Origin of the sequence: Cupriavidus sp. WGlv3 (genome assembly GCF_023952475.1) — a bacterium.
Lineage (GTDB): Bacteria > Pseudomonadota > Gammaproteobacteria > Burkholderiales > Burkholderiaceae > Cupriavidus > Cupriavidus phytorum.
The window spans coordinates 177,216-202,230 of sequence record NZ_JALHRX010000002.1; the positions used below are offsets into that span (position 1 = coordinate 177,216).

General features: G+C 66.4%; 22 protein-coding genes and 1 pseudogene. 5 read left to right on the top strand and 18 right to left on the bottom strand.

Going from position 1 to position 25,015, the window contains the following annotated elements:
* Positions 1-6 precede the first annotated feature (6 nt).
* Positions 7-612 (top strand): PPC domain-containing DNA-binding protein, encoded by a 606-nt coding sequence (locus tag MKD38_RS04255; RefSeq protein ID WP_252674809.1) that lies wholly within the window; start codon positions 7-9, stop codon positions 610-612.
* Positions 613-739: 127 nt separating this feature from the next.
* Here MKD38_RS04255 and MKD38_RS04260 read toward each other — a convergent pair whose 3' ends face one another.
* From MKD38_RS04260 to MKD38_RS04280, 5 genes are read right to left on the bottom strand one after another with little or no spacing between them, the layout of a single operon-like run.
* Positions 740-1,558, bottom strand: a complete 819-nt coding sequence (locus tag MKD38_RS04260) for an enoyl-CoA hydratase (protein ID WP_252674810.1) — start codon at positions 1,556-1,558, stop codon at positions 740-742.
* A 36-nt stretch (positions 1,559-1,594) separates the two neighbouring features.
* On the bottom strand, positions 1,595-3,025 hold the full coding sequence (locus tag MKD38_RS04265) for an aldehyde dehydrogenase family protein (RefSeq protein WP_252674811.1): 1,431 nt from the start codon (positions 3,023-3,025) through the stop codon (positions 1,595-1,597).
* On the bottom strand, positions 3,022-3,792 hold the full coding sequence (locus tag MKD38_RS04270; protein ID WP_252674812.1) for an enoyl-CoA hydratase/isomerase family protein: 771 nt from the start codon (positions 3,790-3,792) through the stop codon (positions 3,022-3,024). Before MKD38_RS04270 ends, MKD38_RS04265 begins: the two co-directional genes overlap by 4 nt.
* A 3-nt stretch (positions 3,793-3,795) precedes the next feature.
* Complete coding sequence (locus MKD38_RS04275; protein ID WP_252674813.1) at positions 3,796-5,877, bottom strand: acetate--CoA ligase family protein; 2,082 nt, start codon at positions 5,875-5,877, stop codon at positions 3,796-3,798.
* Positions 5,870-6,874, bottom strand: coding sequence for a Bug family tripartite tricarboxylate transporter substrate binding protein (locus MKD38_RS04280; RefSeq protein WP_252674814.1), 1,005 nt, complete (start codon positions 6,872-6,874; stop codon positions 5,870-5,872). Before MKD38_RS04280 ends, MKD38_RS04275 begins: the two co-directional genes overlap by 8 nt.
* A 125-nt stretch (positions 6,875-6,999) precedes the next feature.
* Between MKD38_RS04280 and MKD38_RS04285 the strand changes: the two genes are divergently transcribed.
* On the top strand, positions 7,000-7,905 hold the full coding sequence (locus MKD38_RS04285; RefSeq protein WP_252674815.1) for a LysR family transcriptional regulator: 906 nt from the start codon (positions 7,000-7,002) through the stop codon (positions 7,903-7,905).
* Positions 7,906-8,112: 207 nt separating this feature from the next.
* On the opposite strand, the gene aac(3) is transcribed toward MKD38_RS04285, so the two are convergent.
* The 6 genes from aac(3) to MKD38_RS04315 form a co-directional block, all read right to left on the bottom strand.
* Positions 8,113-8,940, bottom strand: coding sequence for an aminoglycoside 3-N-acetyltransferase (aac(3), locus tag MKD38_RS04290; RefSeq protein WP_252674816.1), 828 nt, complete (start codon positions 8,938-8,940; stop codon positions 8,113-8,115).
* A gap of 83 nt (positions 8,941-9,023) precedes the next feature.
* Entirely contained in the window at positions 9,024-10,112 is a 1,089-nt protein-coding gene (locus MKD38_RS04295; protein WP_252674817.1) for an extracellular catalytic domain type 1 short-chain-length polyhydroxyalkanoate depolymerase, read from the bottom strand.
* A 178-nt stretch (positions 10,113-10,290) separates the two neighbouring features.
* Positions 10,291-11,169: a DUF2950 domain-containing protein gene (locus MKD38_RS04300; RefSeq protein ID WP_252674818.1), complete on the bottom strand. Its 879-nt coding sequence runs from the start codon at positions 11,167-11,169 to the stop codon at positions 10,291-10,293.
* A gap of 3 nt (positions 11,170-11,172) precedes the next feature.
* Positions 11,173-12,519: a DUF3300 domain-containing protein gene (locus MKD38_RS04305; protein WP_252674819.1), complete on the bottom strand. Its 1,347-nt coding sequence runs from the start codon at positions 12,517-12,519 to the stop codon at positions 11,173-11,175.
* 55 nt (positions 12,520-12,574) lie between these two features.
* Positions 12,575-12,949 (bottom strand): hypothetical protein, encoded by a 375-nt coding sequence (locus MKD38_RS04310; protein ID WP_252674820.1) that lies wholly within the window; start codon positions 12,947-12,949, stop codon positions 12,575-12,577.
* Positions 12,950-13,016: 67 nt separating this feature from the next.
* Entirely contained in the window at positions 13,017-13,307 is a 291-nt protein-coding gene (locus tag MKD38_RS04315) for a transposase (RefSeq protein ID WP_252674821.1), read from the bottom strand.
* A gap of 794 nt (positions 13,308-14,101) precedes the next feature.
* On the opposite strand from MKD38_RS04315, the gene MKD38_RS04320 reads away from it, so the two are divergent.
* Positions 14,102-15,061 (top strand): LysR substrate-binding domain-containing protein, encoded by a 960-nt coding sequence (locus tag MKD38_RS04320; RefSeq protein WP_252674822.1) that lies wholly within the window; start codon positions 14,102-14,104, stop codon positions 15,059-15,061.
* A 419-nt stretch (positions 15,062-15,480) separates the two neighbouring features.
* Positions 15,481-16,146 carry a response regulator gene (locus MKD38_RS04325; RefSeq protein ID WP_252674823.1) on the top strand — a complete coding sequence of 222 codons (666 nt, stop codon included), beginning with the start codon at positions 15,481-15,483 and terminating at the stop codon, positions 16,144-16,146.
* Between the two features lie 36 nt (positions 16,147-16,182).
* On the opposite strand, the gene MKD38_RS04330 is transcribed toward MKD38_RS04325, so the two are convergent.
* From MKD38_RS04330 to MKD38_RS04355, 6 genes are all read right to left on the bottom strand, one after another.
* Positions 16,183-16,644, bottom strand: a complete 462-nt coding sequence (locus tag MKD38_RS04330; protein WP_062803497.1) for a MarR family winged helix-turn-helix transcriptional regulator — start codon at positions 16,642-16,644, stop codon at positions 16,183-16,185.
* Positions 16,645-16,676: 32 nt separating this feature from the next.
* Positions 16,677-18,272 carry an MFS transporter gene (locus MKD38_RS04335; RefSeq protein ID WP_252674824.1) on the bottom strand — a complete coding sequence of 532 codons (1,596 nt, stop codon included), beginning with the start codon at positions 18,270-18,272 and terminating at the stop codon, positions 16,677-16,679.
* A gap of 123 nt (positions 18,273-18,395) precedes the next feature.
* A complete protein-coding gene (locus tag MKD38_RS04340; protein WP_252674825.1) occupies positions 18,396-19,187 on the bottom strand; it encodes a DUF2182 domain-containing protein in 792 nt (263 codons plus the stop codon).
* Complete coding sequence (locus tag MKD38_RS04345) at positions 19,184-19,828, bottom strand: DUF1326 domain-containing protein (RefSeq protein WP_252674826.1); 645 nt, start codon at positions 19,826-19,828, stop codon at positions 19,184-19,186. Before MKD38_RS04345 ends, MKD38_RS04340 begins: the two co-directional genes overlap by 4 nt.
* Before the next feature lie 223 nt (positions 19,829-20,051).
* On the bottom strand, positions 20,052-21,020 hold the full coding sequence (locus tag MKD38_RS04350; protein WP_252674827.1) for a tripartite tricarboxylate transporter substrate binding protein: 969 nt from the start codon (positions 21,018-21,020) through the stop codon (positions 20,052-20,054).
* Between the two features lie 26 nt (positions 21,021-21,046).
* A complete protein-coding gene (locus MKD38_RS04355) occupies positions 21,047-22,219 on the bottom strand; it encodes a pyridoxal-phosphate dependent enzyme (RefSeq protein WP_252674828.1) in 1,173 nt (390 codons plus the stop codon).
* Between the two features lie 160 nt (positions 22,220-22,379).
* Here MKD38_RS04355 and MKD38_RS04360 point away from each other — a divergent pair.
* Positions 22,380-22,844: pseudogene (locus MKD38_RS04360) on the top strand (LysR family transcriptional regulator); the annotation flags it as partial.
* Here MKD38_RS04360 and MKD38_RS31095 read toward each other — a convergent pair.
* On the bottom strand, positions 22,823-24,994 hold the full coding sequence (locus MKD38_RS31095) for a sensor histidine kinase (protein ID WP_371925625.1): 2,172 nt from the start codon (positions 24,992-24,994) through the stop codon (positions 22,823-22,825). The pseudogene MKD38_RS04360 and the gene MKD38_RS31095 sit on opposite strands and share 22 nt — an antisense overlap.
* Between the last annotated feature and the right edge of the window lie 21 nt (positions 24,995-25,015).

Consider the following 25,015-nt stretch of genomic DNA (forward strand, 5'->3'; position numbering starts at 1 on the left):
CAACCGATGATCCACCGCACCACCTGCCGTGCCCGCCAGGCGTTCGCCATGCTGGCAGCCGGCGCCGCCTTCGCGGTCGCAGTCATGCCCGCCCCCGCCGCGGCGCAGACCTCTGCCTCGGCGGAATGCAAGGCGGCGCTCGATGCCCGGGCCCAAAACCCCAACTACCCGCGCGACAGCGTGCCGCGCTACATCAAGACCCCCACCGGTTACCTGCTGGTGCTGCGCATGGGCGACAACGTGTTCGAGCAGATCGAGGCCTTTGCCATCTGCGAGAAGATCCCCAGCGCGAGCCTGTCGGCGATCGGCTTCGCCAATGTCACGTTCGGCTTCTGGGATGCCGGGAAGAAGCAGTTCAACCCGCGCACCTTCCGCAACGTGGAGATGGCCAGCATCGTCGGCAGCCTGGCATGGAAGGAAGGCAAGCCGTCGATCCATGCGCACGGCGTTGCCGGCGACAGCAGTTTCGACACCTACGGCGGCCATATCCTGTCGATGGAAGTCGGCACCGGATCGCTGGAGGTAACGGTCATCGCGCATCCCCAGCTACTTGAACGTGGCACCGATCCGCGTATCGGTGCCAATGTGCTTGGGCTGCGCGATACGCACTGAGTATCCTTCTCTGGGGCTTGGCAGGTGCAAATTGCATGTCTGCCAACCAAGAGCTCTGGCAGACGGTGCGCGAGCACACAGTAGCGGGCAAGCCAACGTCCGGATTGACGTTGACTTGTGCTGCTGTCTACTTGCCAGTGAAGTTCGCTTGCCGCCTCTCAATAAAGTGAGCGACGCCTTCCCTGAAGTCCTCGCTCTGGATGCTGTCGAACATCTCGGCGTTGGCCATGCGCGTCGCCTCCGCCAACGACTGGAAGGGCTGCTCCCACATCTGACGCTTCATCACGCGGATGGAACGGGGCGAGACATTGCGGGCAAGATCGTCGGCATAGTCCAGCGTCTGGTCCAACAGATCGTCTGGTTCGAACACACGGTCGACCAGGCCAATGCGCAACGCCTCGTCGGCCAGCACCTTGCGCGCAGAGTACAGCAGGTCCGCCGCATGACCGGGGCCGACCACGCGCGGCAGCAGCCACGAGATGCCGTGTTCGGCAATGAGGCCGCGGCGGGCGAAGGCCGTGCTGAACGCGGTGCTGCTGCTGGCAAAGCGCATGTCGCTGTAGAGGGCAAACACCAGCCCCAAACCCGCTGCCGCGCCGTTGATGGCTGCGATCACGGGCTTGCGCATGGCCGGAAAGTAGCCATAGCGCGTCTGGTAGTCGGCGCGCCGGTTCATGTCGAACGGCCGCATCCACTGCGCCCCGCGAATATCATCCGGCGGCAGCACCTCGAGTTCGTTGATGTCCATGCCTGCGCAGAAGCCCTTGCCTGCCCCGGTCAGCACCACCACGCGGATACTGTCGTCGCGGTCGACGGCTTCCATGGTCTCGCGCAATTGCGCCTCCATGACCTTGGTCAGCGCATTCAACTTGTCGGGGCGGTTCATGGTCACGACGGCGATGTGCTCGCCCTTGCCTGCGCGGGTAAAAGTAATCTGATTTTCCATGTCGGACTTCCTTTGTGCTTGCTTCGGGTTGCCTGCTTATGCCTGGAGGGCGGAGGCGGGCAGCTGGATCGATTTCGGCTCCAGGAACTCTTCGAGCCCGTAGATGCCGCCCTCGCGTCCCACGCCGGACATGCCGAAGCCTCCGAACGGCGCCGCCGGGTTGAAACGGGCGCCATTGACGTCGACCTGCCCAGCCCGCAGCGCATTGGCGACGTCAAGTGCCGTCGCGTCAGGCCCCCAGACAGTAGCCGCAAGCCCGTAGGCAGTGCCGTTGGCAAGCGCGATCGCTTCGTCGACGGTGTCGTAGCTCAATACCGCCAGCACTGGACCGAAGACTTCCTCATTTGCCAGGCGGCTGTCGGGCGCGACGTTGCCGAAGATGGTCGGGGCAACAAAATACCCTGAAGTGGGCACCGGCGCCTCGGAGCCACCGGCAATCCGGTCGAAGCCGGCACGCTCCGCCTCGGCGATGTGGGTCAGCACGCGTTCACGTTGCTGTGCCGACAATAGTGGGCCGATGCGGGTTCCGGGTTCGGCGGGATCGCCCGGCGTCATGGCGGCAGCGGCATCGGCAAGCAGTTGCCGGCATTGCGCATAGGTTTCGCGCGCCACGATGAGCCGGGTCGTCGCGCTGCAAGTCTGGCCTGAATTGAGGAAGCACGAACTGACAGTCGCTTTGACCGCTTGCCCGAGATCCGCGCCGGGCAGCACCACAGCGGCAGACTTGCCGCCCAACTCCATCGACAGCCGCTTCATGTCACCGGCCGCCGCTGCCGCCACCTTGCGGCCCACCGCCGTTGAGCCGGTGAACGAGACCATTCGGACCTCCGGATGCGACACTAGCGCTTCACCTACCGCCGCACCGCCGGAAACAATATTGACGACGCCGGGCGGGACACCGGCGGCTTCGCAGGCGGCCATCAGCCGCACGGTTGCGGACGGGGCCAACTCGGATGGCTTCAGCACCACCGTGCAGCCCGCCAGCAGCGCCGGGGCCAGTTTGGCCGTGATCTGGTGCAGGGGGTAGTTCCACGGCGTGATCGCTGCGACCACGCCCACAGGCACCATGGTCACGCGAGAGTTACCGACGTCGCTGACAAACCGGAACGTCTCGGCAAGCGCCGCGGTAGCGCGCCACGCCGCGATCGGCATGTCGACCTGGATGCGTTGTGACAGCTTGAGGGGCATGCCGACTTCGCGCGAAATCTCATTCGCGAGATCCGTCGCGCAGTCCTCCAGCGCCGCCGCGATGCCGAGCAGATACGATGCCCGCCCGGCGGCACCGATATGCTGCCAGCCCGCTAGCGCTTGCTGCGCCGCCAGCACGGCGTCAGCGACATCGCTGGCATCGCCGAGATGGACCTGCGCCAGTGGCGCCTCGGTCGCTGAGTCGCGCACGAGAATCGTTTCTTTATGGCGAACTGTGCGCCGCGCGCCGCCAATATAGTGTTCGTTCAGTTGTTTCACTGTGACTCCCTGGTTTTTCGTTGGCTCAGGAACCCGGCCATCACGCGCTGCGGCTCACCATCGGCGTAGCATTCCAGCTGGGCGCGAATGCCGGCGACGCAGGCCTCGTCGAAACCCGCTTGCGTCATGGCGCGGAAACGTTGCTTGGAAAGGCGCACGGCCGTCGGCGGCAGCGCGGCCAGGGTCCGGGCTCGCTCCACGGCGTTCGACATCAGGTCCGCTTCGCTGCACAGCGCGGTCACCAGTCCGACGTCGAAGGCGCGCTGCCCGTTGATCAGTTCACCCGACAGCGACATCTGCACGTTATGGGTATGGCCGACGTGCAGTGTCATCAGGTACGACCCGACGATGCTCGCCAGCCCCGCCTTGACCTCAGGCTGGCCCCAACGGCTGTCCGGCGTGGCCAGCCGCCAGTCCGCGCACAAGGCAAGCTGGAAGCCCGCGCCTGCGGCCACGCCGCGCACGGCGGCCACGCAAGGCTTGTCCAGCTCGCGCACGGCCTGGTACATCGCCCGTTGCCGGTTCAGCCAGGGAACGATCTGCTGCCACGTCACCGCGGCCGCTTCGTCAAGATCCTGTCCGGCGCAGAATGCGCGCTCGCCAGAGCCAGTCAGTACGATGGCGCGTACCGAGGACCGGGCATTGAGACGGCCGAGCGCATCGATCAACTGCCCGCGCAACTCGTCATTGACAGCGTTCATCCGCGCCGGCCGGTTCAGCGTGACGATCGCGATGTCGTCATCCTGTTTGACTTGTATGGCTTCCATGTTTCAGTGTTCCTGCAGTTCCATGACGGCATCGACCGCCACCGCACCTTCACCGGCAGCCATCACCATCAGCGGGTTGATGTCGACCGATTTCAGCGCGGTCCGGTGACGCAGCGCCCAGTTGCCCAGCGCCACGGCGGCTGTCGCCATCGCATCCAGATCGAGTGCCGGGATATCGCGATAGCCCTTAAAGAGCGGCGCCAGGCGCAGCCGTGCGCAGGCCGCCTTCACGTCCTCGGCGGTAAAGGGCGCCAGCAGCGTGACGATGTCCTTGCGCAATTCGAGCAACGTACCGCCCTCACCGATCATCACCAGCGGTCCGAACACGGGATCGACCGAGACGCCCAGCGCGAATTCGTGGCGGCCCTTGACCATCGCCGCGACCACCACGCACCGCGACGCCACACCAAGCCGCTGCAGTTTTTCGAAGCAATCCTGCGCGGCCCTTGCTGCGCCTGCTGCATCGGTGAGGCGCAGATGCACCAGACCGTGTTCGCTCTTGTGCGGCACTTCGGCCGCACAGCCCTTGACCACCACGGGAACGCCTCCGAGCGCCCCGAATGCAGCCACCGCCTCCTCGACACTGGTGCACAGGCGATATGGCACCACCGGTAGGCCGGCTTCGGCGAGCAGCGCCAGGCTGCGTGCCTCGTCCTGCAAGCCGCTGCCAGCAAGCGGGGCGGTGCGGGGCCAGCCCGCGTTGACAGCGGCCGCTTCCAGGCGATGGTGCGCGGCATACTGGGCCAGCGCCGCGACGGCATCGGCCTCGGTCACGAACACAGGCACGCCGTGCCTGACAAACACCTCGCGCACGGTCTGTTGCGGTGCGCTGGCCACCAGCGGCTTGCCCTGCGCCGTGCTGAATGACGCGGCATCGCGGGCCAGCGCCTCGACGTCGTAGCCGGGGCCAGCCACCGGTATGCCGACCATCACCATGTCGGCTTGCGGGTCGGCGCCCAGCGCGTGGAGCACGCGGGGGAACATGTCCCCCTTGCCCAGCAGCGCCGCCGTCATGTCGAGCGGGTTGCTGGCGGTGCCGAATTCCGGAAGGATCGCGCCCAGTTCACCGAGCGTTGCGGGCTGCAGTTCCGCCAGCGGCAGCGCATGCCGCTCTGCCAGGTCGGCCGCCATCACACCGACGGCGCCGCTATGGCTCATCACGACCGTCCTGCCCTGCCCCGCCGCGTGCCCTTGCAGGTACAGCGGCACGGCCCGGACCAGTTCGCCGATATCGCCGGCGCGCCAGATACCGTGGCGGGCCAGAAACGCATCGATCGCCGCGTCGTTGCCCACCAGCGCGCCGGTATGCGAGGCCGCCGCCTGCGCGCCGCGCTGGCTGTTGCCGGCCTTGATCGCCACAATGCTGGCGCCGCGTGCCCGCGCCAGCTCAGCCGCCTGGGCAAGTTGCGCCGGGTCCGAGATCGATTCGAGATAGACCAGGATCAGCCGCACGTCTGCGTCGGTGGCCACCGCTGCCGCCAGCGCGCAGGCATCGAGATCGGCGTCGTTGCCGGTGGCGACCAGGTAGCGCACGCCGTAACCGGACTGCCGCAACAACGCGTAGGGCATGACGCTGGCTGCACCGCTTTGGCTGATGATTGCGATCGGGCCGTCCTGCGGCGCGACTTCCATGAACATCGTGGAAAAGTTCAGTACCGCCCCGCTGGCGAAGTTAGCGGTACCCTGCGCGTTGGGGCCTACCAGCCGCATCCCGCTTGCGTTAGCCACACTAACCAGCTCCTGCTGGCGTTGCCGGCCCGCCGCGCCGGTTTCGGCAAACCCCGACGCCATGATCACCGCAGCCTTGACTCCTGCCTCGGCACATCGCCGCACCTGCTCAAGCGCGGCTTCGCCCGACACGGCGATCACCGCAGCATCCGGCGCCTTGCCGATCGCGCCGAGATCGGGATAGGCGCGATACCCCTGGATGGTCGAGCGCGCCGGGTTCACCGGGAAGACTTCACCCTGGTAGCCGAAGGTACGCATGTAGTGGATCGGCCGGCCACCCACCTTGTTGCGATTGTCCGAGGCGCCGATCACGGCGACCGATGCGGGCGAAAATAGCGATTTGAAAGTCTCAGTCAAGGGTCGCTCCCGATGCCTTGACCACCGACGACCATTTGCCTGCGTCGTGCTGGATCAATTTCGAAAAATCGGCGGGGGTGCCGGGCAGCGGTCGCGCGCCGAGTGCGGCAAGCTGGCTCTGAACTTGCGTCTGAGCAAGCATCTTCTGCAGTTCACTGTTCAGGCGGTGGATTACGTCAGGCGTGGTCCCCTTCGGCGCGGACAGGCCGAACCAGATCGTCACGTCAAAGCCTGGCAGGCCTGCCTCGGCAATGGTCGGCACCTTCGGCAACGCTTCCGAGCGGCGGGCGCCCGTGACGCCCAGCGCCTTGACCTTGCCGCTGCTGATGTACTGGACCTGGCTCGATACCGTATCGAACATCATCGAGATGCGGCCACCGAGCAGATCGGTAAAGGCGGCCCCCGACCCTTTGTATGGCACATGAACGATATCGATCCCGGCCATCGACTTGAACAGTTCGCCCGACAGATGGTTGGAACTGCCATTACCGGCCGAGCCGAATGTCAGCGTGCCGGGCTTTTGTTTGGCCAGCGCAACCAGCTCCTTGACGTTGCTGACCGACAAGCTATTGGGGACCACCAACACATTGACCGTCGAGGCCACCGATCCCACTGCATCAAACGATTTGAGTGGGTCCACCTTCAGCGACCGGTAGAGCGCAGGATTGATCGCCATCGTGCCAGTGGTGGAAAAAAACAGCGTGTAGCCGTCCGGTGCCGCTTGGGCTACCGCTTCGGTGGCAATGGTGCCGCCCGCGCCGCCGCGGTTGTCGATTACCACGGGCTGACCCAGCTGCTGTGATAGGTGCTGGCCAATGAGGCGCGCCATCGCGTCGGTCGGCCCACCTGCTGGAAAGGGCACGACCAGGCGAAGCGGCTTGGACGGATAACCTGTTGCGGCGCTGGCCGTGGCGCAAAAGGCAAACGGGGCTGCGGTGAGGATTAAAGCGCACACCGGCGACCGGATTGCGCGGAATACAGCAGAAAACTGCGGCATTGTCGTCTCCATATATCTGTCTTCCTTCTCTCTTACCGGAAGAAGTGGTTGGAGTGTATGGAGTCCCGCGTCAATCCAACAGAGTAGAATCTTCGATATCAGATATCCACTTTCTGGATGGTTCCGTGAATTTAAAGCAACTGGAAACCGTAGTCCTGGTGGCGGAAATGGGTTCCCTCTCCCGCGCAGCGCGGACGCTGGGAATCGCACAATCTTTGGTGAGTCGCGGCATCGCCCAGATCGAGGCCGAATGGGGAGACCGGCTGTTCGACCGGACCGGTCGTGGCGTGGTGCTGTCGGAATTCGGCAAGCGGATCCTTCCGCAGATCGAATTGCTGCTTGCCCAATCCGAGCGACTCAATGATGAAATACGGAACGCAGCCGGGATCCCGTTCGGACTGGTCTGCATCGGAGTCCTGCCGTCGATGACCCGCCGGCTCGTCCCCGCCTTGTTCGAAGACCTGCGCGCCACGGCACCCGGGGTACGCCTGCGAGTCGTCGAGGGCTTCAGCGGGCAACTCGATGAGCAGTTGGAATCCGGTCAACTGGATCTCGCAGTCATCAACCGGTATGGCCCCGGACCGCGGCAGGATGAGGAGATCCTTGCCACCGTTGCCACCTACCTCGTCTGCCCGCCCGGGCATGCGTTGGCAAGCGAGCGCACGGTCGCCTTCCACCGCCTCGGCGGCGTGCCGCTGGTTTTGCCGCCGACACCGAATGGCCTTCGCCTTGTCCTTGACCAGCATGCCCGCCAGCAAAACATTGCGCTGGATGTCGCGCTTGAGGTGGAGTCGCTGAACACCATGAAGGAAGTCGCGTTGTGCGGCCACGCGATGACCATACTGCCGTTGCTTGCCGTCGACGAGGAAATAAGAAACGGCCGGCTGGCCGCTGTCGAGATCGTTGAACCGGGACTGCCCCGGTCGATAGCGTTGGGCGTTACCCATCACCATCCGATGTCGCGAGCGGCAAAGCTAGTGCTTTCCCGGCTTCGCGCACTGGTGCCGCGCGTTGCCAGCGGCGGTAGATGAAGGCACGCACCAAACGACCAGTTAGCAGCACATGCCGGGCCTGGTACAAGAGGAGAGCCATCGAGTCCCTGAACCGCGAGTTCAAGATTCAATTTACTTCGCGCCGCCTACAGCGCCGACTCTCAGTAGTCGCTCGCGGGGTGATGACGCCATCGCGCCAGATAAAGCGGGAGGGCTGGCGCCCTCCCTTGGCAGAAGCGGCGTCGATCAGCGCCCCGGTTTCGCGGACGGCGCGAAATACTGCTGTTCCAGGTAGCTGACGCCGAACGCCACGATATCCCGGGCATCGAACAGATAGCAGTGCGCACACCCCACCTGGCCTTCGGTGTGCCGGCCTAAGGGAACATAGGCCCTGGCGATGGTTTCTACCCCGTCCGGCTGGCCTTCGATGGCAAAGCAATCCAGAATCCCGTTCGAGTCAAAGTCCTCTACGGCCTCCCACACGGTCTGTCCGTCCGCGCCCTGCAGGGGCATCTCATATGTGACGCGGCGCTTGCCAGGGATCTTGGCAATGGCCTCGGCGTAGTGAAGGACGGTCAGAGCATCGAGGCCAGCGCCAAGCAACAGCACTTTGCCGCGCTCGTTAACAAAGCGCTCGATTGGAGAGCACTTGCCAAAGGCTTGACCAAGCCGATGTGGCTCGATCAGGAATCTTGCGCGCGGCCCGAGCGCGACCATGGAGGCGTCAGGATGGCCGCTTCGCAAGGCGCCCGGGGATGTGGCGAGGTAATGGTTGAGCAAACCGAAGCCGCGATACGTGCCTGCCGTTGCAGGATCGAAAGGCGGCCAGTTGCGCCGCTGCTGTTCATCCATCTTCGCACCCTGCAGCGTCTCTTCGTAGGGAGACCGGTCCCATGAGGCATAACCTAGCAGCGTGCCTTCCGGCCCAACGGCGTCGCGAAGTGCTGCCACAAGGGCAACAGCGCCTCCCTCGATAGAACCTATGGCCTTTAGCGAGGCATGTACCATCACAAGGTCGCCGGCATGGACTCCGAGCGAGCGAAGTTCGCAGGCAATAGTGGTTTGGCTTCGCATGTTCCGCTTTCCATGTGCTGATCGGTGCGACGCCGTGCGAGTCTTTGCCAGCACAAACTCAGGCGTCTACCACGCACACCGCCTCAGCGCCGATACTGCCGAAAAAACTCCCACATCATCCCGCTCGCATCCGGCCCGATTTCACTGTGATAACTGTAGCGGTCGTCGCCGCCGCTCCAGGCATGCCCCAGACCCTCCACCTCGACCAGCGTCACCAGGTCGCGCTGCCAGCGGCCGAAGCGGTATTCATGCGAGCGGCCCGGCATGTCGCCTTCCGGATCGAAGCGCGCGGGGCGGCCGGCGAGGCGGTCTTCCAGGCCGTTGTAGGCGAGGAACTGCCGCGCCAGCAGGCGCCCGTTGACCGGATGCACCGCGTCGTCTGCCAAACCATGGATCACCAGTGCGGGAATCTCGGGCCCGCCCGGCGTTACGCCGGCGGCATCGAGCAGCCAGGCGGGCTCGGCGTCGGAGCCTTCCTGCATCGCGCGCAGGCCGGCGCGCGGGTTGCCGGCCGCGCCGATGACCACGCCGGAATGGAGCGCCACGGCGGCCACCTTGTCCGGGTAGCGCAGCGCCACCACCGCGGCCATGGCCGCGCCGGCGGACATGCCCGCCAGGTAGATCTCGCGCTCGCGCACGTCCTGGCGCGCCGCCAGTGCGTCGACCAGCGCGGCCACGGCCTGCGCCTCGCGTCCGCCGTCGGCCGCGCCGAGGTCGAACCATTGCCAGCAGCGCTGCACCTGGCGGCGCAATGGCTGTTGCGGGTAGGCGACGATAAAGCCTTCGCGTTCGGCCAGTGCATTGAGGCGCGTACCCGCGGCCAGCTCGTCCGGCGTCTGGCGACAGCCGTGCAGCACCACCACCACGGGTAGCGGGCCACGATGGGCCTTCGACGGGATGTAGAGGTGATAAGACAGTTGCGGCACCAGTTCGCCCGGCATGGGTGCCAGGCGCAGCCGGTGCGCCTGCCAGGTGCCGGGCAGGATGCCGGGATCGGCGACCGGGCGCGCGGGCCGGGCAGGCCGGGGCGATTCGGGCAGGCGCGCCGGTGTAAGCGGATTGAGCGAATCCATGCGCCGGAGCCAGGATTTCACCTGGGCTTCCGTGCGGGTCTGCACGCGGCTCAAACGCCGCATGCGGGCATGCCAGTCTGCTGCAAGGCTCTTCGTCATGAGGACTCCTGTGTGACGGAATCTCCCCCTATGCCTTTATTGTTGCGTTGCAGCATACCACAGGCGTGAGTTGCCCACCCGCCATTGGCGAGCATGCGTCGGGAAAACGAAACGAAACTTTGACGGTGCCAGAAGCCTCGGCGGCCCATGACTGCGGCGCCAGCGCAAGTAGAAGATGTCAGCGATCGGCCACCCGCTTCCAGCCTTCGGGCGAGAAACTGCGCATGGCCCGGGCGCGCGATGCCGTGCCGGGCCCCAAGTCCCGTTCGTAGAACACGCGGTCGCTGCCAAGCAGGAAGGTATGGACGCCGGTATCGCCGTAGCGCGCCGGCCATGCGACCAGACCGTAGCCGCCGTCGCTTCCCGGGGCGGCCGGCAGGATGCGGTAGTGATAGCCGTAGAAGGCGTCGGCGGCAGGCGTTTCCGGACCCATCGCCAGTGCGTCGGGACCGAGCGGACTGGCGTCCTGCTCGCTGGCGGCGGGCCAGTAGAGTCCGTCGGTCTTGCCGGGCGCGCTGACCAGCCGCCTGGCGTAGCGGCCCTGGCCCACTTGCTCGGCATAGCGCTGCTGGGCGTCCGCCAGCTGCAGCAGGGTTTCCATGGTGACCAGCTCGTTGCGTCCGAGGCGGCGGCGGTGTACCTCTTGCTGGCCAGCGGGCAAGTCGAACTGCCAGCCGCCCCTCTGGCGGGCCAGCGGTACGGGAAAAGTCCACCCGCTCTCTCCCACCGCAATGCGTGCGCGGCTGTCGCCTTCGGCCTGCACGGCATGGTGACGCGCCCATGCGCCCAGGAAGTCATAGACGTCGCCCTGGTCAATCGAGCCTTGCGGCACCAGCAACTGGTATCGCTTGCCAAGCACACGCTGCAGCGCGTCGCCATCGCTGCGTGCGATGGCGTCGCCGAGCGCGTCGGCTGCCGCTTGCGGACTCGGGAAGACCTGTTGCGCGGCCGCGGGGACGGCCAGGGAGAGGGTTAGGGTCGCAGCCACCAGCGGCAACACCCGCGCACCGCGAAGTAAGGCGACGGCGGCAATCAGGTTACCGGTCTTGCGCATCATGCATTACCTCCGGCCATGGCCAATATGTTCACCGCCGCCGAGCCGGCCTCCACCCCCTGGTCCACCGCCGTGGCGCATGCCGCCCTGGTTGAACCCGGCCGGACGCACCGGTGCCGCCTGGTGCTGGGACAACCCGGCGCGCTGCGTCTGCTGGCGCATGCGATCGCCGTTGCCGGCGTCGCGCAGGGCGTTGTCGCGATTGGCATTGCGCGCGCGGTCGCGCGCCGCGGCCTGGTCGGCGCGCTGGTGCTCGGCACCGGCGGGATGCGGACTACGCGTGCCGGCACCGCCTGCGCCGGGCCGCGCGCCCTCGGCGCGACCGGCCACGCCGCCGGCATGGCCGGGAATCGCCTGGCCGGTACGGCCTTCGAACGAACGCGCGGCGCGATCGCGCGCCTGGTCGCGTGCCGACGGCTCGCGCTGCACGGCGCCGGCGCCGCCGACGTGTTGGCCTGGCTGCACGCCCGCCTGGCGATTGGCCAGGCCAGCCTGGCGCTGCTGGTCATAGCGGCCGCGCACCGCCGCGTTGTTGTAGGGCACATCGCCGCGCCGGGCCGGGTCGTGCTGCCAGTTCACGTTGGCGCGGTTCACGTCCAGGCGCTGGTTGACATTGATGTTGTTGTAGCGGTTCACGTTGATGTTGACATCGTGGTCATGCCAGTCGAATCCGCCCCACATCGCATCGACCGCGGCCACCCCCAGCCCGAAGCCGATGCCCGACACCAGCGCCGTGGCGAACACCGAGCCCGGCGGCGGCGGGTAATACGCCGGCGGATAGGCGGGATACGGCCAGGCGCCGTAGACCGTGGTCGGGTTATAGGCCGGCACGTAGACCACTTGCGGATTGGCCGGCTCGATCTGCACGATGGTGGTGCCACCGGAACCCTGGGTCACCACCTTCTGCTGTTCGGTGGTCTTGAGCGTGCCCGCCTTCTGCGCCTGCAAGCGCAAGCGCTGCACCGAGTCCATCACGTCATTGGGCTGCGCCAGGAACGCATCGCCGATCGACTGCACCCACTGCGGCTGGCGTCCCATCATGTCGAGCACCGACGGGAAAGCGGCCAGCGACTGCACGCTGGGGTCCCAGTTCTGGCTGGCCACCGCCTTGGTCGCGGCGTCGCCTGACAGGCTGGGATTGGCCTTGGACCATTGCGCCGCCGCGGCCACGTCGGCCGGATAGGTGGCGGCCATCAGCACCTGGGACAGCAGCGCATCCGGATACAGCGCCACTGGCGCGGTCAGCTGGTCCAGCTGCGCCTGGCTCAGCGTGGTCTGCGCCAGCGCGGGCTGCAAGGGCGCCATCAGCATCAGTGCCAGGCACCATGCGAAAAGCTGTTGAAGACGATGCATGTTGACGCTCCACAAGTCCGCAAGTGACCGCCGGCCGCCCCCAAAGGTGCACCGCTCAGCGGCGCTCCTGCGCGCACTCCTGGCGATACGCTTCTTCCAGGCGCTTGCGATCCGCCTGGCGTTCCAGTGTCGGGTAGGTGCGCCCGTCAGCCGTGGTGACCGAACCTTTGCCGGTGGACCATTGCGGTCCGCCGGGCAGTGCGTTGATCTGGTCGAGCAAGCCCTGGCAGTGCTGCCGCTGCGATGCCGAGAGCGTGCCGCCGGGCCCTTCCACCACCGCCGTGGCCTCATCCAGGATCCGCGGCGGTGGCGGCGCCACCATCGGCGTTGCAGCGGCCGCAGCCGCGCTGGCATTACCAGCCGCCCACAACGGGGCAGCCACCATGGCGGTGCATGCCAGCATGCCCGCCTTGATCAGAAACTTCGTCAAACCCATTACTCCAGAGCCGTCCACGGCGAGTCTTAGGCCGTGGATATGTTGCAGAAACCGCCCGTCGCTAGCGGTCCTTGCCGTTGCCGCCGCGGCGGCCGGTGCGGTTGCGCATCAACTCAAGCTTGAGCAGCGCGTCCGCAAGCATACTCTTCAGCCTGGCGTTCTCTTCCTGCAGTTCGCGCAGCTTGCGCCCATCGCGCGCCTCACCGGTGCCCGGCTGGCCGTAGCGGCTGCGCCATCCGTAGAACGATGCATCGCTGAAGCCATAGCGCGCGCACAGATCGCGCACCGGCACGCCGCTGGCTGCCTCGGCCAGATAACCGCGGATCTGTTCTTCCGAATACCGTCTGTTCACGAATCTCTCCGCTTCGCAACGGCGGGGCCCAGGCGTCGCACAGCCGCGACGCCAACCGTGCCGACTCTCGCCGTAAGTTAGCCCACGGCCGCCGCATAAGGCAATTCAGTGTCTTCGCAATGCGAGTTAAGAAAATTATCGCGGCGCACCGGTGACAGCCATTGGCATGTGCAACCAAATTTCGTTATTCCAATTTGGAAATTGCATGGACTGATTGCATGCAAATGTCACCCAAGCGGGGGATGAAATACCGTCACCAGAACTGGTATTTGACGCCAGCATTGCCCGCAAACGCTGACAGCAAGCCATGTCTGCGGCGCGATACATAAACCTGGAAAAAGATTTGTCAGGTCTGTCATCAATTCAAGTTTCTATGACTTTTTCTAAGCATGTATTAAGCTTCCTCGGCATAACTAAATTTCACACGCCTTCGCACGGGGCCTATGCGGCGCCGGCAGAAGCGCGGTCCGGCAGCGCACCACCCGGAAGTCGCCCCGCATGCCGATACCTATCCCGCACGTCGGCATGCGCTGACTTGGTGAGTCGCTACGCTGTGGATCCAAGCTACATAGACACTGGCGTGTCACGCGTGTACTGAAACATCCTGCCAGAGCCTTGCATGCAGGACTTCATACTGGCCCGCTTGGCTCGCGCGGCGTGGCGCCGATAGCGAGCCACCGTGGCGAATGCGACCGGTGCGCCCTGGTTTCATGCGCGCCATCACTGGCGCATCGCTGTTTGCATCAGACCGACAATGAAGAAGAAAGCGAAGTCATGTATCGGGAGAAGTCGGAATGCGTCATGTCAGCACGAAGTTGTTGCATGTCTTTGTTCTGGTCATGGAGTACCGTGACCTGAGTGCGGTTGCGGCTTGCACCCAGGGGCGCGTGCCCACCGTGGCCTACAGCCTGGCACGCTTGCGCGAGATCACCGGCGACCCATTGTTCGTCAAGCGCAACGGCATGCTCGAGCCCACGCCGCACGCGCTGCGCCTGGAACAGACGGCGCGCCAGATCCTGGCGAAATGGAATCACCTGGTGCGGCCCGGCGAGCCTGGCCTGAGCAAACGCCGCGAAGGCGGCAGGCGCGTCTCCATCGGCTTTTCGTCATCGATCGGCGACCCCGTCATCACCGAGATCCTGACCGCGCTGTGCGAGCAGTTTCCGCAAGACAGCTTTGTCACGCGTCCGGTGATTGCCGACGCCGCCCTCGCCGGACAACTGAGCGACGGCGAACTCGATTGCGCCTTCGTCGTCGACAGCGGGCATGATCCCGAACGCGTGCGCCAGCACAACATCATGGCCACGCCGCGCCGGCTGGTCAGCGCCACGCGCGGCGGGAGCCAGGATGAAAGCGAGAGTGCGTGGATCCTGTTGCAGGAAGACAGCGAGGCCGGCAGCCCGCTGCGTGCCTTCCTGAGCCGGCAAGCCAGCACGCCCGGCCATCGCGAGACCGTGGTGCCGTCCTGGCATACGCAGATCACGCTGCTGCATTCCGCCGGCGGCATCTGCCCGGTGCTGGATTTCAACGTGCCGCTGGTCACGCGCGAGCGCAAGACCCGGCTGCTGGCACCGCCAAGCAGCTTCCCTGAATGGGCCGCCCTGCATTTCTGGGGACAGGAGCGCAGCCGCGACCAGGGCGTGCTGCGCGATGTCATGGAAGTCGGCAGCGCCGTGCTGCGCGACCCGCTCAAGGCCATCGACGGGCGCCGCAACGGGCGTCCCGCCGTCCCGGCCGAAGTCGCAACGACCTGACGCCAGGCGCGACACCAACGTGCAAACGGGCGCTGTCCACCGCAAGGCGGCAGCGCCCTTTCTTGTCACGGACCGTTGTCACGGATCTGTGACAGCCGCGCCGTTGATCACATTCCCGAGATCGATTTTTGAACTGCCGGCCCGCGCTGCACTTGCGCGCGCTGGATGGCGCAAGGATCTTTTCGGGCCATGATTTACGAATCCTCCTAGTTCCGCCGCACTGACTCGCCGCTATGCTGCCATGGCATTGCCGCAGTCCGGCCGTCTCCCGTCTGGCCCGGGCCGGCGGTAATGCGAGCAGTTGTCCGGCGCCTCTATGTCTGGCGTCATTTTTGCGCCGCACGTCGCCCAGGCGTGCGGCGTTTTCTTGACGTTTGCCGAAGGCTGCGCCGCCTGACCAAGAATCGAGGAGCAACCCGATGGCATTGAGGATCCTGCTTGCCGACGACCACCCGCTGGTCTCGGCGGCCGTCGCCGACCGCTTGCACACCCAGACCGGCTGGGAGGTCTGCGGCAGCGTGACCAGCGCGACGGCGCTGCTCAACAGCATCGACAGCCTGCGCCCCGATGTCGTCATCACGGACTACCACATGCCCGCACAGGGCGAACGCAACAGCGACGGACTGCGACTGCTGGCAAGCCTGCGGCGGCGGCATCCGTCGATGGCGGTGATCGTGCTGACCATGATCACCAACCCGCTGGTGCTGCGCTCGATCCTCGACACCCAGGTGCACGGGCTGGTGCTGAAGGACGCCCCGCTGACCGAACTGGTCACGGTGGTATACCGCATCCAGCGCGGCTTTCATTACATCGGCAAGTCGGCCATGGAAGTGCTGTCGCAGGCTGGCCCGGGCAGCCTGGCGGGAGCCGGTCGGGCTGGCGCGGAACGCCTGTCGCGGCGTGAAATGGAAGTACTGCGGCTATACCTGACCGGGCGCTCGGTCAGCGAGATCGCGATCCAGCTGTGCCGCAGCGTCAAGACCATCAGCCGGCAGAAGAACTGCGCCATGCAGAAGCTCGGCGTCAGCAACGACCGCGAGCTGTTCGAGTTTGCCGCGCTCAACGGCCTGCTGCTGAGCGGTTGAGCGCAGCGCCGCCGCATGGCATGCGGTGCCGCGGCATCAGGCCGCGTCGGCCTGCTCCGCCGCGCGCGCCTGCGCGTGGGCAATACCCGCCTCCAGGCGCGCCAGGCCGCGCGACAGTTCGCGCATGGTCGTAGGCGAGACCTCGGACAGCACGTCTTCGAGGAAGGCCGAGCGCAGCGGCATGGCGCGCGCCACCACCTCGCGTCCGGCCGGCGACAGCGTGACATGGGTCACGCGGTTATCGCGTTCGGACGTGGTGCGCTCGACCCAGCCCAGTTCCTGCATGGCCTTGAGCTGGCGCGTCAGCGCACCGGGGTCCATGACGACGAGGTCGGCCAGCGCCTTCTGGCCGATGGCGCCCTCCTGGTGATGCAGCGCATGCAGGATGCGCCAGCGCGGCAAGGGTAGTCCCATGCGCTGCTCGAACGCCCCCGCATAGGCGCGGTAGGTTCGGCCGAACTGCTGCAATACGGCCACGCTCTGTCGCTCCAGTTCCATCCGTTCTCCTCAGGGTAAGTTGCCGCCGTGCTTCAGTCCGCCGCCATCGCCGGCGCGGGGCCGCGGGTCAGCTTGATTGACGGCACCTGGCGCGCGCACCACACGCCCAGCGCGGCCGCCGCCCCCGCCACTACCAGGCCGAGGTGGATGGACCCCACCAGCGACACGCGCGCCTGCTCCAGCAGCAAAGCGCCATTGTGCCCGGCCTGCTCTAGCTGGCCGAGCAGCGCCAGCTGCGAAGCCTTGTCGATCAGCACCTGCGGGTCCGCCATGCGCGATGCCCACTGGGTGGCATTGGCGCCGGACAGCGCCTGCTCAACGCCGCCGGTGTAGCTGCGCGTCACCAACGTGCCCACGATTGCCGTGCCGACCATGCCGCCTACCATGCGCAGCGACTGCAGCATGGCCGTGGCGATGCCAAGGTGCTCGCGCCCAGCGGTCTGCTGCGCGAACACCGTCAGATTGGGCATGATAAAGCCAAGACCCAGGCCGCCGACCAGCATGATGGCCATCAGCACGCCATGCGGCATGCCGCGCGTGGCCTGCGACAGCCCCAGGCACGACAGCGCCAGCATGCCAAAGCCGGCATAGAGCATGGTGTTCGGCCGGCGGATGCGCGTCACGATGCGGCCGTTCAGGATGCTGCCGACAGTGATGCAGACCACCAGCGGCGTGATCAATACCCCCGCCTCCTTCGGCGAGTAGCCGAAGCCGCCCTGGAACAGCAGCGGCGCATACAGCAGCAGCGCAAACATGGTGAAACCCGCGAACACCGAGAGCTTGAACAACGGTGCCAGCCCTGGATCGCGAAACATCTCGACCGGCAGGATCGGATTGGCGCAGCGTCGCTCCCACTGCCATAGCGCCGCCAGCACCACTGCCGCCAGCACCAGCAGGCCCGCGGTATAGGCATCAAGGCCCCGCACCGGCAACAACTCCACGCTCATCTGCAAGCTGCCGAGCCCCGCCGCGATCAGCAGCGCCCCCAGCCAGTCCACGCGGATCGGCCCGCGATGCGCCTGCTGGCGCAGATGCGGCAGGTAGCGCCAGGCGAACCACAGTCCCAGCACGCCCACCGGCAGGTTGACGTAGAACACCGCGCGCCAGCCGTACCACTCCGTCAGCAGGCCGCCCAGCGACGGTCCGACCGCATTGGCAATGCCGAACGCCGCGCTCAGCATCACCTGCCAGCGCAGCCGCACGTGCGAATCCGGAAACAGGTCGGCGATGCAGGCAAAGGCCGTACCGACCAGCATGCCGCCGCCGATGCCCTGCAGCGCGCGCGCCGCCACCAGGAACGGCATGCTCGGCGCCATGCCGCACAGCGCCGAGGCCACCGAGAACACCACAATCGAGGCCAGCACGAAGGGCTTGCGGCCGTAGTAGTCCCCCAGGCGGCCGAACACCGGCACGGTGATCACCGAGGTCAGCAGATAGGCCGTGGCGACCCATGCGTAGTACTCGAACCCCTGAAGTTCCGCCACCACCGTGGGCAGTGCCGTGCCGACCACGGTCTGGTCCAGCGCCACCAGCATCACCACGAAGGCCACGCCCAGCATGGCCAGCAGCGATTCGCGAAACGGCAGGACCTGGCCGGCCGGCTGGGGACTATGTGGTTCCGCGGTCATTTTATTGCTCGATCAATCGTTGCATTGTCAAGAATTATAGGACAACTTCCGCTGTCTTGCCTTGCTCTCTCGCGGCATGGTTGCCATGCCGGCGCGCCCTGCCATGAGTTGGTGGAAGCCCCGCTACACCAACAACGTGGCACCCGCCCAGACGATCAACAGGACACCCAGCACACGGCCGGCGCGCTCGCCGCCGGGCAGGACTTTTTCAACGAAGACCACCAGGGACAGCGCGCCGATCCACACGATGTTCATGATGCCGCCGACGAACAGTAAAGCCATCAGCACCCAGCAGCAGCCCACGCAGTAGGCACCATGGCGCAGGCCGAGCAGGAAGCTGCCGGCGGCGCCGGGACGCCAATGCGCGACCAGGAATGCTGCCGGCGCGCGGCACTGTGCCAGGCAGGCGCGCTTGAGCGGCGAAAACTGATAGACGCCCGCGGCAAGCAGCACGCTCGCGGAAAGGAGGGCGCTCTTCGACCACAGCATCATTGCCGAAATGAGGCCGGTCGGTTGCAGCGCCAGCTGCAACCATGCCGCACCGATGGCGAACCCGAGCCATGCGGTAAGGTAGCCGGCCAGCAGAAGCATCGACGTAGCAACTGACCCGCCCCCGGAGGGGTCGTGATGCCGCAATACCCGCCGATACAGCAAGACGACCGGCGCCGCGCTGGGCGTCATCATTGCGATCATCATCACCCACCACATCAGGATCACGGTGGACAACGGCGTATCCATGCCACCCATGCCAGCAGGCAGCCGATGCGGGAAAAGCGTGACGGCCGTCATGTCGAGCGCGGACATGCCCGTGCCCGCCCCCGTCCACAGATAGGCCCACGACAACGCGACAATGACGGCGATGCCGAGCGACGTGATGGAGCGCTCGCGTCCGAGGACGTTCTCGAGACTTCTCATGCGGCAGGGCGATGCCGGATCAGTCCCTTGTTGTTCATGTGCAATCGCGCGAACTGCGCGTAGGTGCCGTTGAGATCCAGTGCGATATTGCCTTGCGAGCGGCTGGTGCCGGAGCCGATCTCGGCAAGCTCGTACTCGAAGCCGTGCGGCAGATCGATGCGGGCGCGATGATCGGCGCCCGTCACCGGGTTGCGGATCGGTTCGCCGACGGTGTCGAACACGCCTTCGACATGGATGCGGCCGCGGCGGGCGTCGACATCGACGTCGAAGTCAATCTTCGTGAAGATCGGATCGAAGGCTTGCTCGAGCGTCGACGCGAATACCGCGAACATGGTCGCGAACGGCTCGGTGTCCTGCCCGGTCATGATCTTCAGGACGGCTTCGCGCTGGTCCGGGGTGGCCCGTTCGTCGACGATGGGCTGACACTTTCCTCTCCCTTCGTGGATCGGGCCGGGCCACTGGAACACCACCGCGATGTTGAGGCCGTCGAGTCGCACGTCGCCGTAATAGCCGTCGCTGATCGAGATCGCGCCCATTGCTTCGCAGAAGCCCTTGCTTGGCAGCGCGTTGAATTGGCATGGGCATCCGTACGAGCAATTGCAGTTGATCAGCTCGGTGCCTTGGATTTCCCAGGGGGTCATGGCAGTCCTCCTTGCGCTTGAGTCTTGAGCGCCTGCTTATCGTCCCCGCACGATGGGCAGTCTGGCTTGAATCTAGTGTGCAGCAGGGGGAAGTCAAGACGGGAACTGCGCCAGCATGTGGGTTCGGCTACCCATGGCGTTTGTGATGTGCCCGCCCCAAGCGATGTCCTTACCGCATACGACTTAAATTCGCATGCGATTGGCCGGCGCCCAGGCTCTTGCACTATTCAGGCTGAATACCCGCCTGCTTCACCAGATTCCCCCACCGGTCCACCTCCGTGCGCAGCCGGTCGCCCAGTTGGGCAGGCGTCGACGCTTTCAGTTCGATGCCCTGGCTGTCAAGCCGGGCCCTGGTCTGCGGGCTCGCCAGCGCCGCGCGGACTTCGTCAGCAAGCCGGTTCACCACCGCCGTCGGTGTCCGCGCCGGCGCAACCAGGGCCCACCACTGGCTGACCTGCATGCCGGGCAGTCTGGCCTCGGCGGCGGTCGGCACGCCGGGAAGCGCGGGCACGCGCACCGGCCCCGTCACCATCAGCGCCGAGATCTTGTTGCCGCCAAGCAGGCTGCTGCCGCTTGCCAGCGTAGCGAAATGCCCCTTGACCAGTTGCGCGGAGACATCGGTCAGCGCCGGCGCCGAGCCGCGGTACGGCACGGAGTCGACCGTGATACCCGCCTGGCTTTCCAGCATCTTGGCGGCCAGGTGGCTGATCGAGCCGTTACCACTGGTAGCGAGCTGCAGCGGCGTTCCCGCCTTGCGCGAGTCCGCCAGGAAGCGCTGGATCTCCCCGGCGCGGTACTGCGTACTGTCTGCGAACAGGACCAGCGGCGCCTCGCCGAGCAGTGAGACCGGCGTGAAGTCGCGCAACACATCGTAGGGCATCTGGCGGAACACGGACGGTGCAACGGTGTGCGCCAGTTCGATCACGCCCAGCGTGTAGCCATCCGGTGCCGACTTGGCCAGCGTGTCGGCGCCGATGCGGCCGGAGGCACCGGCGCGGTTGTCGACCACCACGGGCTGGCCCATCGATTCGCTCATGCGCTGCGCGACCGCTCGCGCCAGCGCATCGGTACTGCCGCCGGCGGCCCACGGCACGATCAGCCGGATCGATTTTTCCGGATAGGCGGCCAGCGCCGGCGGCATATGGGCCGCGAGGCAGCAGGTGATGGCGGTCAGCAGGTAACGCAGCTTCATGAGTGTCTCCCCAAGGTGTATGAAATTCATGCCTGGCCTGGATCGCGGTCGCCGCGCGCGGTCAGCATCAGCATCACGGCTTCCGTCCGGTCGATGCGCCCGTCGGCGCGTAGTGCCTGCGCCGCGGCCAGGCCGGCGCCGGCGCACAGTTCGACCCAGAATCCCGCGGCAGCGAGATGGCGGGTGCCGTCGCGTGCCGCCGCGTCGTCGATGACCACCGCGCCGCCGCCCGAGCGCCTGACGGCAAGGACCTGCTGCGCGGTCACGGTGGAGCCGGCCGTGGAGAACTGCAGGGTCGTGCCGGCGAAGTCGGACTGCTGCGACGCGCCGGCCAGCACCCGCGACAGCCGCGGGAACGGCTCGACCGCCCAGAGTCGCGGCAGTTTCGGCAGGTGCCCCAGCGCGATGAGGTCCCGCAGCGCGCTGTAGATGCCCCACAACAGATCGCCGCGCGCGGTGGGAACGATGACATGGTCGGGCCGGCACCCTTGCGCCACCCACTCCAGCGCGACAGCCCGATACCCTTCCACCCCGAATACCGGGCTGCCCACCGCCGGCACGCTGTAGTTGGTCAGCGCGAAGGCACCGTCGTCCCGGACGCGCCGGCGCACATGCGCCCAGCGCGCATGACCGCTATCGCAAACGACACGCCGTGCGCTGTAATGGCGCAACGCCGCGTCGAACACGGCGGGCAGCGCCTGGTAGGTCGCGACTTCGCAGTCCAGCCCCGCGGCGGCGCAATAGGCCGCGGCCGAAACCGCGGCGTTGCCGCTGGATGCCAGCACCACCTCGCGCGCGCCGATATCGAGGGCCCGACTGATGGCCTGCGCCGACATGCGGTCCTTGTGCGAGCCGGTCGGGTTCGCGCCTTCGTTCTTGATCCAGACCGACGCCACGTCGGCCAGCGACGCCAGCGCCGGCACCGGAACGCATGGCGTGGCGCCCTCCCCCAGGGACACGCCGTCCAGGTAGGGCTGCCAGTGCCCCCATGTATAACTTCCGCTTTTCGGTGCAAAATCCTGTGCCTGGGCGTCGTAGACCGCTTCAAGGCTGCTTGGTTGACCGGCGGCGGCGCAGGCCGGGCAGCCTTCCGGCATGTCGTCGAGCGGATAACGGGCGTCGCAGGTGATGCATCGCAGCGCCTGCATGGCCGGGTTGATGAGCGGTAGGGTCGGAGGCGGATTGCCGCTGGCGCGCATGGTAAAGGCCGGAGTGAAAGTGGCTCGAGTCTATGCCAGGCCACGATCCCTTTGCGCAGGCGCGCCGATGATCGAATTAAGTAAAACTTATAGAGTAGAGATGGAGACAGCCGCCGATTCAGGTATCAGTGCCCGCCAGGTCGAGGTGTTCCGCATGGTCATGCGCCTGGGATCGGCGCGCCGTGCCGCCGAAGCCCTGCATATCAGCCAGCCCGCCGTAACACAGATCGTGCTGCAGCTTGAAAAGGCAGCGCGGCTAAGGCTGTTCGACCGCAGCAAGGGGCGCATGGTGCCAACGCCCGAGGCGGCGTCCCTGATGGATGAAGTCGAACGTGTCTATGTCGGCCTCGACGCCGTGCAACGCCGGATCGATCAATTGCGCGCGCATGAGGATACGGTGCTGCGAGTGGGGGTGTTGCACGCCATGGCGTCCAGCGTGATGCCGGCGGCGGTGGCGGACTTCGTCCACAACTATCCGCGCGTTCGTTGCCAGCTGGAGGTCGACAGCTCCCGCGGCCTGCGCGAGCGCTTGCTGCAGCGCGAACTCGATATCGCCTTCATGGGCGATGAAGCGGACACCAGCGGCCTGACGGCTTCCGAGTTCTACGCGGTGCAGGCCGTCTGCGTCGCGCCGGCGACGCATCCGTTTGCGGCGCGCGCAAAGGTCGGCATCGAGGACCTGGTCGAGATCGGCCAGGCGCTGGCGGCACAGGCTGACGAACTGCTGTGCAGCGGTCGATTATCGACCACGCGGATCTCGACGCCTTCGGCGCCGCCGCCCTGGGCAGACCGCATGCGCCTGGCCGCGACGATCACCTTGCCCTGCTCGGTGAACTTGACCGCGTTGCTGACCAGGTTGTTCAGGATCTGCTCCAGCTTGACCACGTCGGCCATCACCGGTTCGGACAGCGACGGATCGATGATGCACAGCAGGCGCAGGTGCTTGCGCGCGGCTTCGGCGGCAAAGCCCCGGGTCACTTCCTCGATCACCTCGTCGAGGCGGCACGGCCGCGGCTGCAGCGACATTTGCCCGGCCTCGATCTTGCTGAAGTCGAGCACGTCGTTGATGATGTCGATCAGCGATTGCGAGGCGTGCTGCATTACGGCCAGCTGGTCGCGCTGGCGCGGCTCGAGCCGGGTCAGGCTCAGCAGTTCGATGCTGCCCAGCATGCCGTTGAGGGGCGTGCGGATTTCATGGCTCATGGTGGCCAGGAACGCAGACTTGGCGCGGTTGGCGGCATCGGCCGCACGGATCGCCTCGCGCAGGCGCGCCTCGCCGCGCCGCGCCTCGGTAACGTCATTGAGCGCGCACAGCAGTGTCGCGCGGACCTCGTAGGTGATCTGCACCAGGCGCACTTCCAGGTAGCGCGTCTCGCCGTTGCTGCAGGCCATGTCGACATCGAAGCAAGGCAGCACCTGCGGCGGCCCTTCGGCGCTGGCACCGCAGCTGGCCAGGCGCGCTTCGCAGGCTTCCTGCAACTGCGCCAGCCCGGCGGGCGTGGCCTGGTCGATCAGCGACTGGGCCGCGGCATTGGACAGCAGCACCTGGCGCGTACTGCGCTCGACGATCATCAGGCCCACCCCCGCCACCTCGATCACGAAGCGGCCCAGCGCATCGCTCTCCTGCAGGCGCTGGGACTGGCGCTGCGCCGGGCGCATGATGCGCCGGTCGATCAGCCAGATCCACGCGAAGATCAGCAGCGACAGGGAACCGGTCAGCGCCAGCATCCACAAGGTGTTCTCGCGGAACTGCCGCCACACGCGGCCGACCTCGATCACGGCCACGGTGCGCCAGCCCCAGGCGTCGAGCGGATACTCCAGCACCACCTCATGCTGCAGCAGCCCGTGCCGCACCAGCGATGATCGCACCGTGCCCGGCCGCGCGCCCGCGGCGGCAAGCGCCGCGGCCACGGGCGCCGCGAGCGGGCCGGCCGGCATGCCGTCGGCCCCAAGCACCATGCCGGCATCGGTCAGCAGCATGAAGTCGCCATCCACGGCTTCGCCGTCGGGCAGCATCGGTGACAGCGGGAACTCCATCGCCAGCACCGCTGCCGGCTCGCCGCCGTCCTGCACCAGGGTGGCGAAGGTGACCGTGCGGATGCCGCTGATCCAGTCCTGTGCCGGTGCCAGCATCACCGCCTGGCCCGGGTATGCGCGCAGGCGCGCCACCAGCGCATCGCCGCGCAGCCGCAACAGGCTATCGCGCAGGAACACCTGGCGCGCGTCATCGCGCTGCAACAGCATGCGCGCCGGATTCAGCCGGCGCGGAATGACGTACAGCTGGTCGGCCTGCAGGTCGATCAGGTACGCGTTCTGCACGTCGCGGTACTGCAGGTTGTTGACGCGGAAGGTGAACGTCATGACGTCGGCCAGGTCCTTCAGCCGCTTGCGCGGCAGGCCGGCGCTCGCGGGCGGCACCAGCAGTGCGATGTAGGGCCGGTCGCCGCGGCGCTGCAGGCGCTCGGTCCATTGCGCGTCGCGGACCGCCGCGACGTCGTCGGCAAGGCCGATATCGGACAGCCGCGCCAGCGATCCCTGCGCGCGCACGGTCAGCGCCTCGGCCCGGTGCAGCGTGGACTCCAGCTGCTCGGACTGCGCGCGCAGCACCATACCCTGCCGGTCGATCGCCTCGCGCAGGCGGTAATGGATCAGCACGCCCCAGGACAATACGGTCAGGCCTACCACGCAGGCCGAGAACAGGTAGACCAGATAGCGGATCTGGCGAATGCTCAACGGCAATGCGGCGCTGCTGTCGGCCAGCATCAGCCTCTTCATCGCTTACCTCGTATTCACGTC

Excerpts from the sequence above, each read along its gene's own strand:
- MKD38_RS04255 (WP_252674809.1), top strand. The coding sequence starts at position 7 with ATGATCCACCGCACCACCTGCCGTGCCCGCCAGGCGTTCGCCATGCTG.
- MKD38_RS04260 (WP_252674810.1), bottom strand. The coding sequence starts at position 1,558 with ATGGAAAATCAGATTACTTTTACCCGCGCAGGCAAGGGCGAGCACATC.
- MKD38_RS04270 (WP_252674812.1), bottom strand. The coding sequence starts at position 3,792 with ATGGAAGCCATACAAGTCAAACAGGATGACGACATCGCGATCGTCACG.
- MKD38_RS04280 (WP_252674814.1), bottom strand. The coding sequence starts at position 6,874 with ATGCCGCAGTTTTCTGCTGTATTCCGCGCAATCCGGTCGCCGGTGTGC.
- MKD38_RS04295 (WP_252674817.1), bottom strand. The coding sequence starts at position 10,112 with ATGACGAAGAGCCTTGCAGCAGACTGGCATGCCCGCATGCGGCGTTTG.
- MKD38_RS04300 (WP_252674818.1), bottom strand. The coding sequence starts at position 11,169 with ATGATGCGCAAGACCGGTAACCTGATTGCCGCCGTCGCCTTACTTCGC.
- MKD38_RS04305 (WP_252674819.1), bottom strand. The coding sequence starts at position 12,519 with ATGCATCGTCTTCAACAGCTTTTCGCATGGTGCCTGGCACTGATGCTG.
- MKD38_RS04320 (WP_252674822.1), top strand. The coding sequence starts at position 14,102 with ATGCGTCATGTCAGCACGAAGTTGTTGCATGTCTTTGTTCTGGTCATG.
- MKD38_RS04325 (WP_252674823.1), top strand. The coding sequence starts at position 15,481 with ATGGCATTGAGGATCCTGCTTGCCGACGACCACCCGCTGGTCTCGGCG.
- MKD38_RS04330 (WP_062803497.1), bottom strand. The coding sequence starts at position 16,644 with ATGGAACTGGAGCGACAGAGCGTGGCCGTATTGCAGCAGTTCGGCCGA.
- MKD38_RS04335 (WP_252674824.1), bottom strand. The coding sequence starts at position 18,272 with ATGACCGCGGAACCACATAGTCCCCAGCCGGCCGGCCAGGTCCTGCCG.
- MKD38_RS04340 (WP_252674825.1), bottom strand. The coding sequence starts at position 19,187 with ATGAGAAGTCTCGAGAACGTCCTCGGACGCGAGCGCTCCATCACGTCG.
- MKD38_RS04345 (WP_252674826.1), bottom strand. The coding sequence starts at position 19,828 with ATGACCCCCTGGGAAATCCAAGGCACCGAGCTGATCAACTGCAATTGC.
- MKD38_RS04350 (WP_252674827.1), bottom strand. The coding sequence starts at position 21,020 with ATGAAGCTGCGTTACCTGCTGACCGCCATCACCTGCTGCCTCGCGGCC.
- MKD38_RS04355 (WP_252674828.1), bottom strand. The coding sequence starts at position 22,219 with ATGCGCGCCAGCGGCAATCCGCCTCCGACCCTACCGCTCATCAACCCG.
- MKD38_RS31095 (WP_371925625.1), bottom strand. The coding sequence starts at position 24,994 with ATGAAGAGGCTGATGCTGGCCGACAGCAGCGCCGCATTGCCGTTGAGC.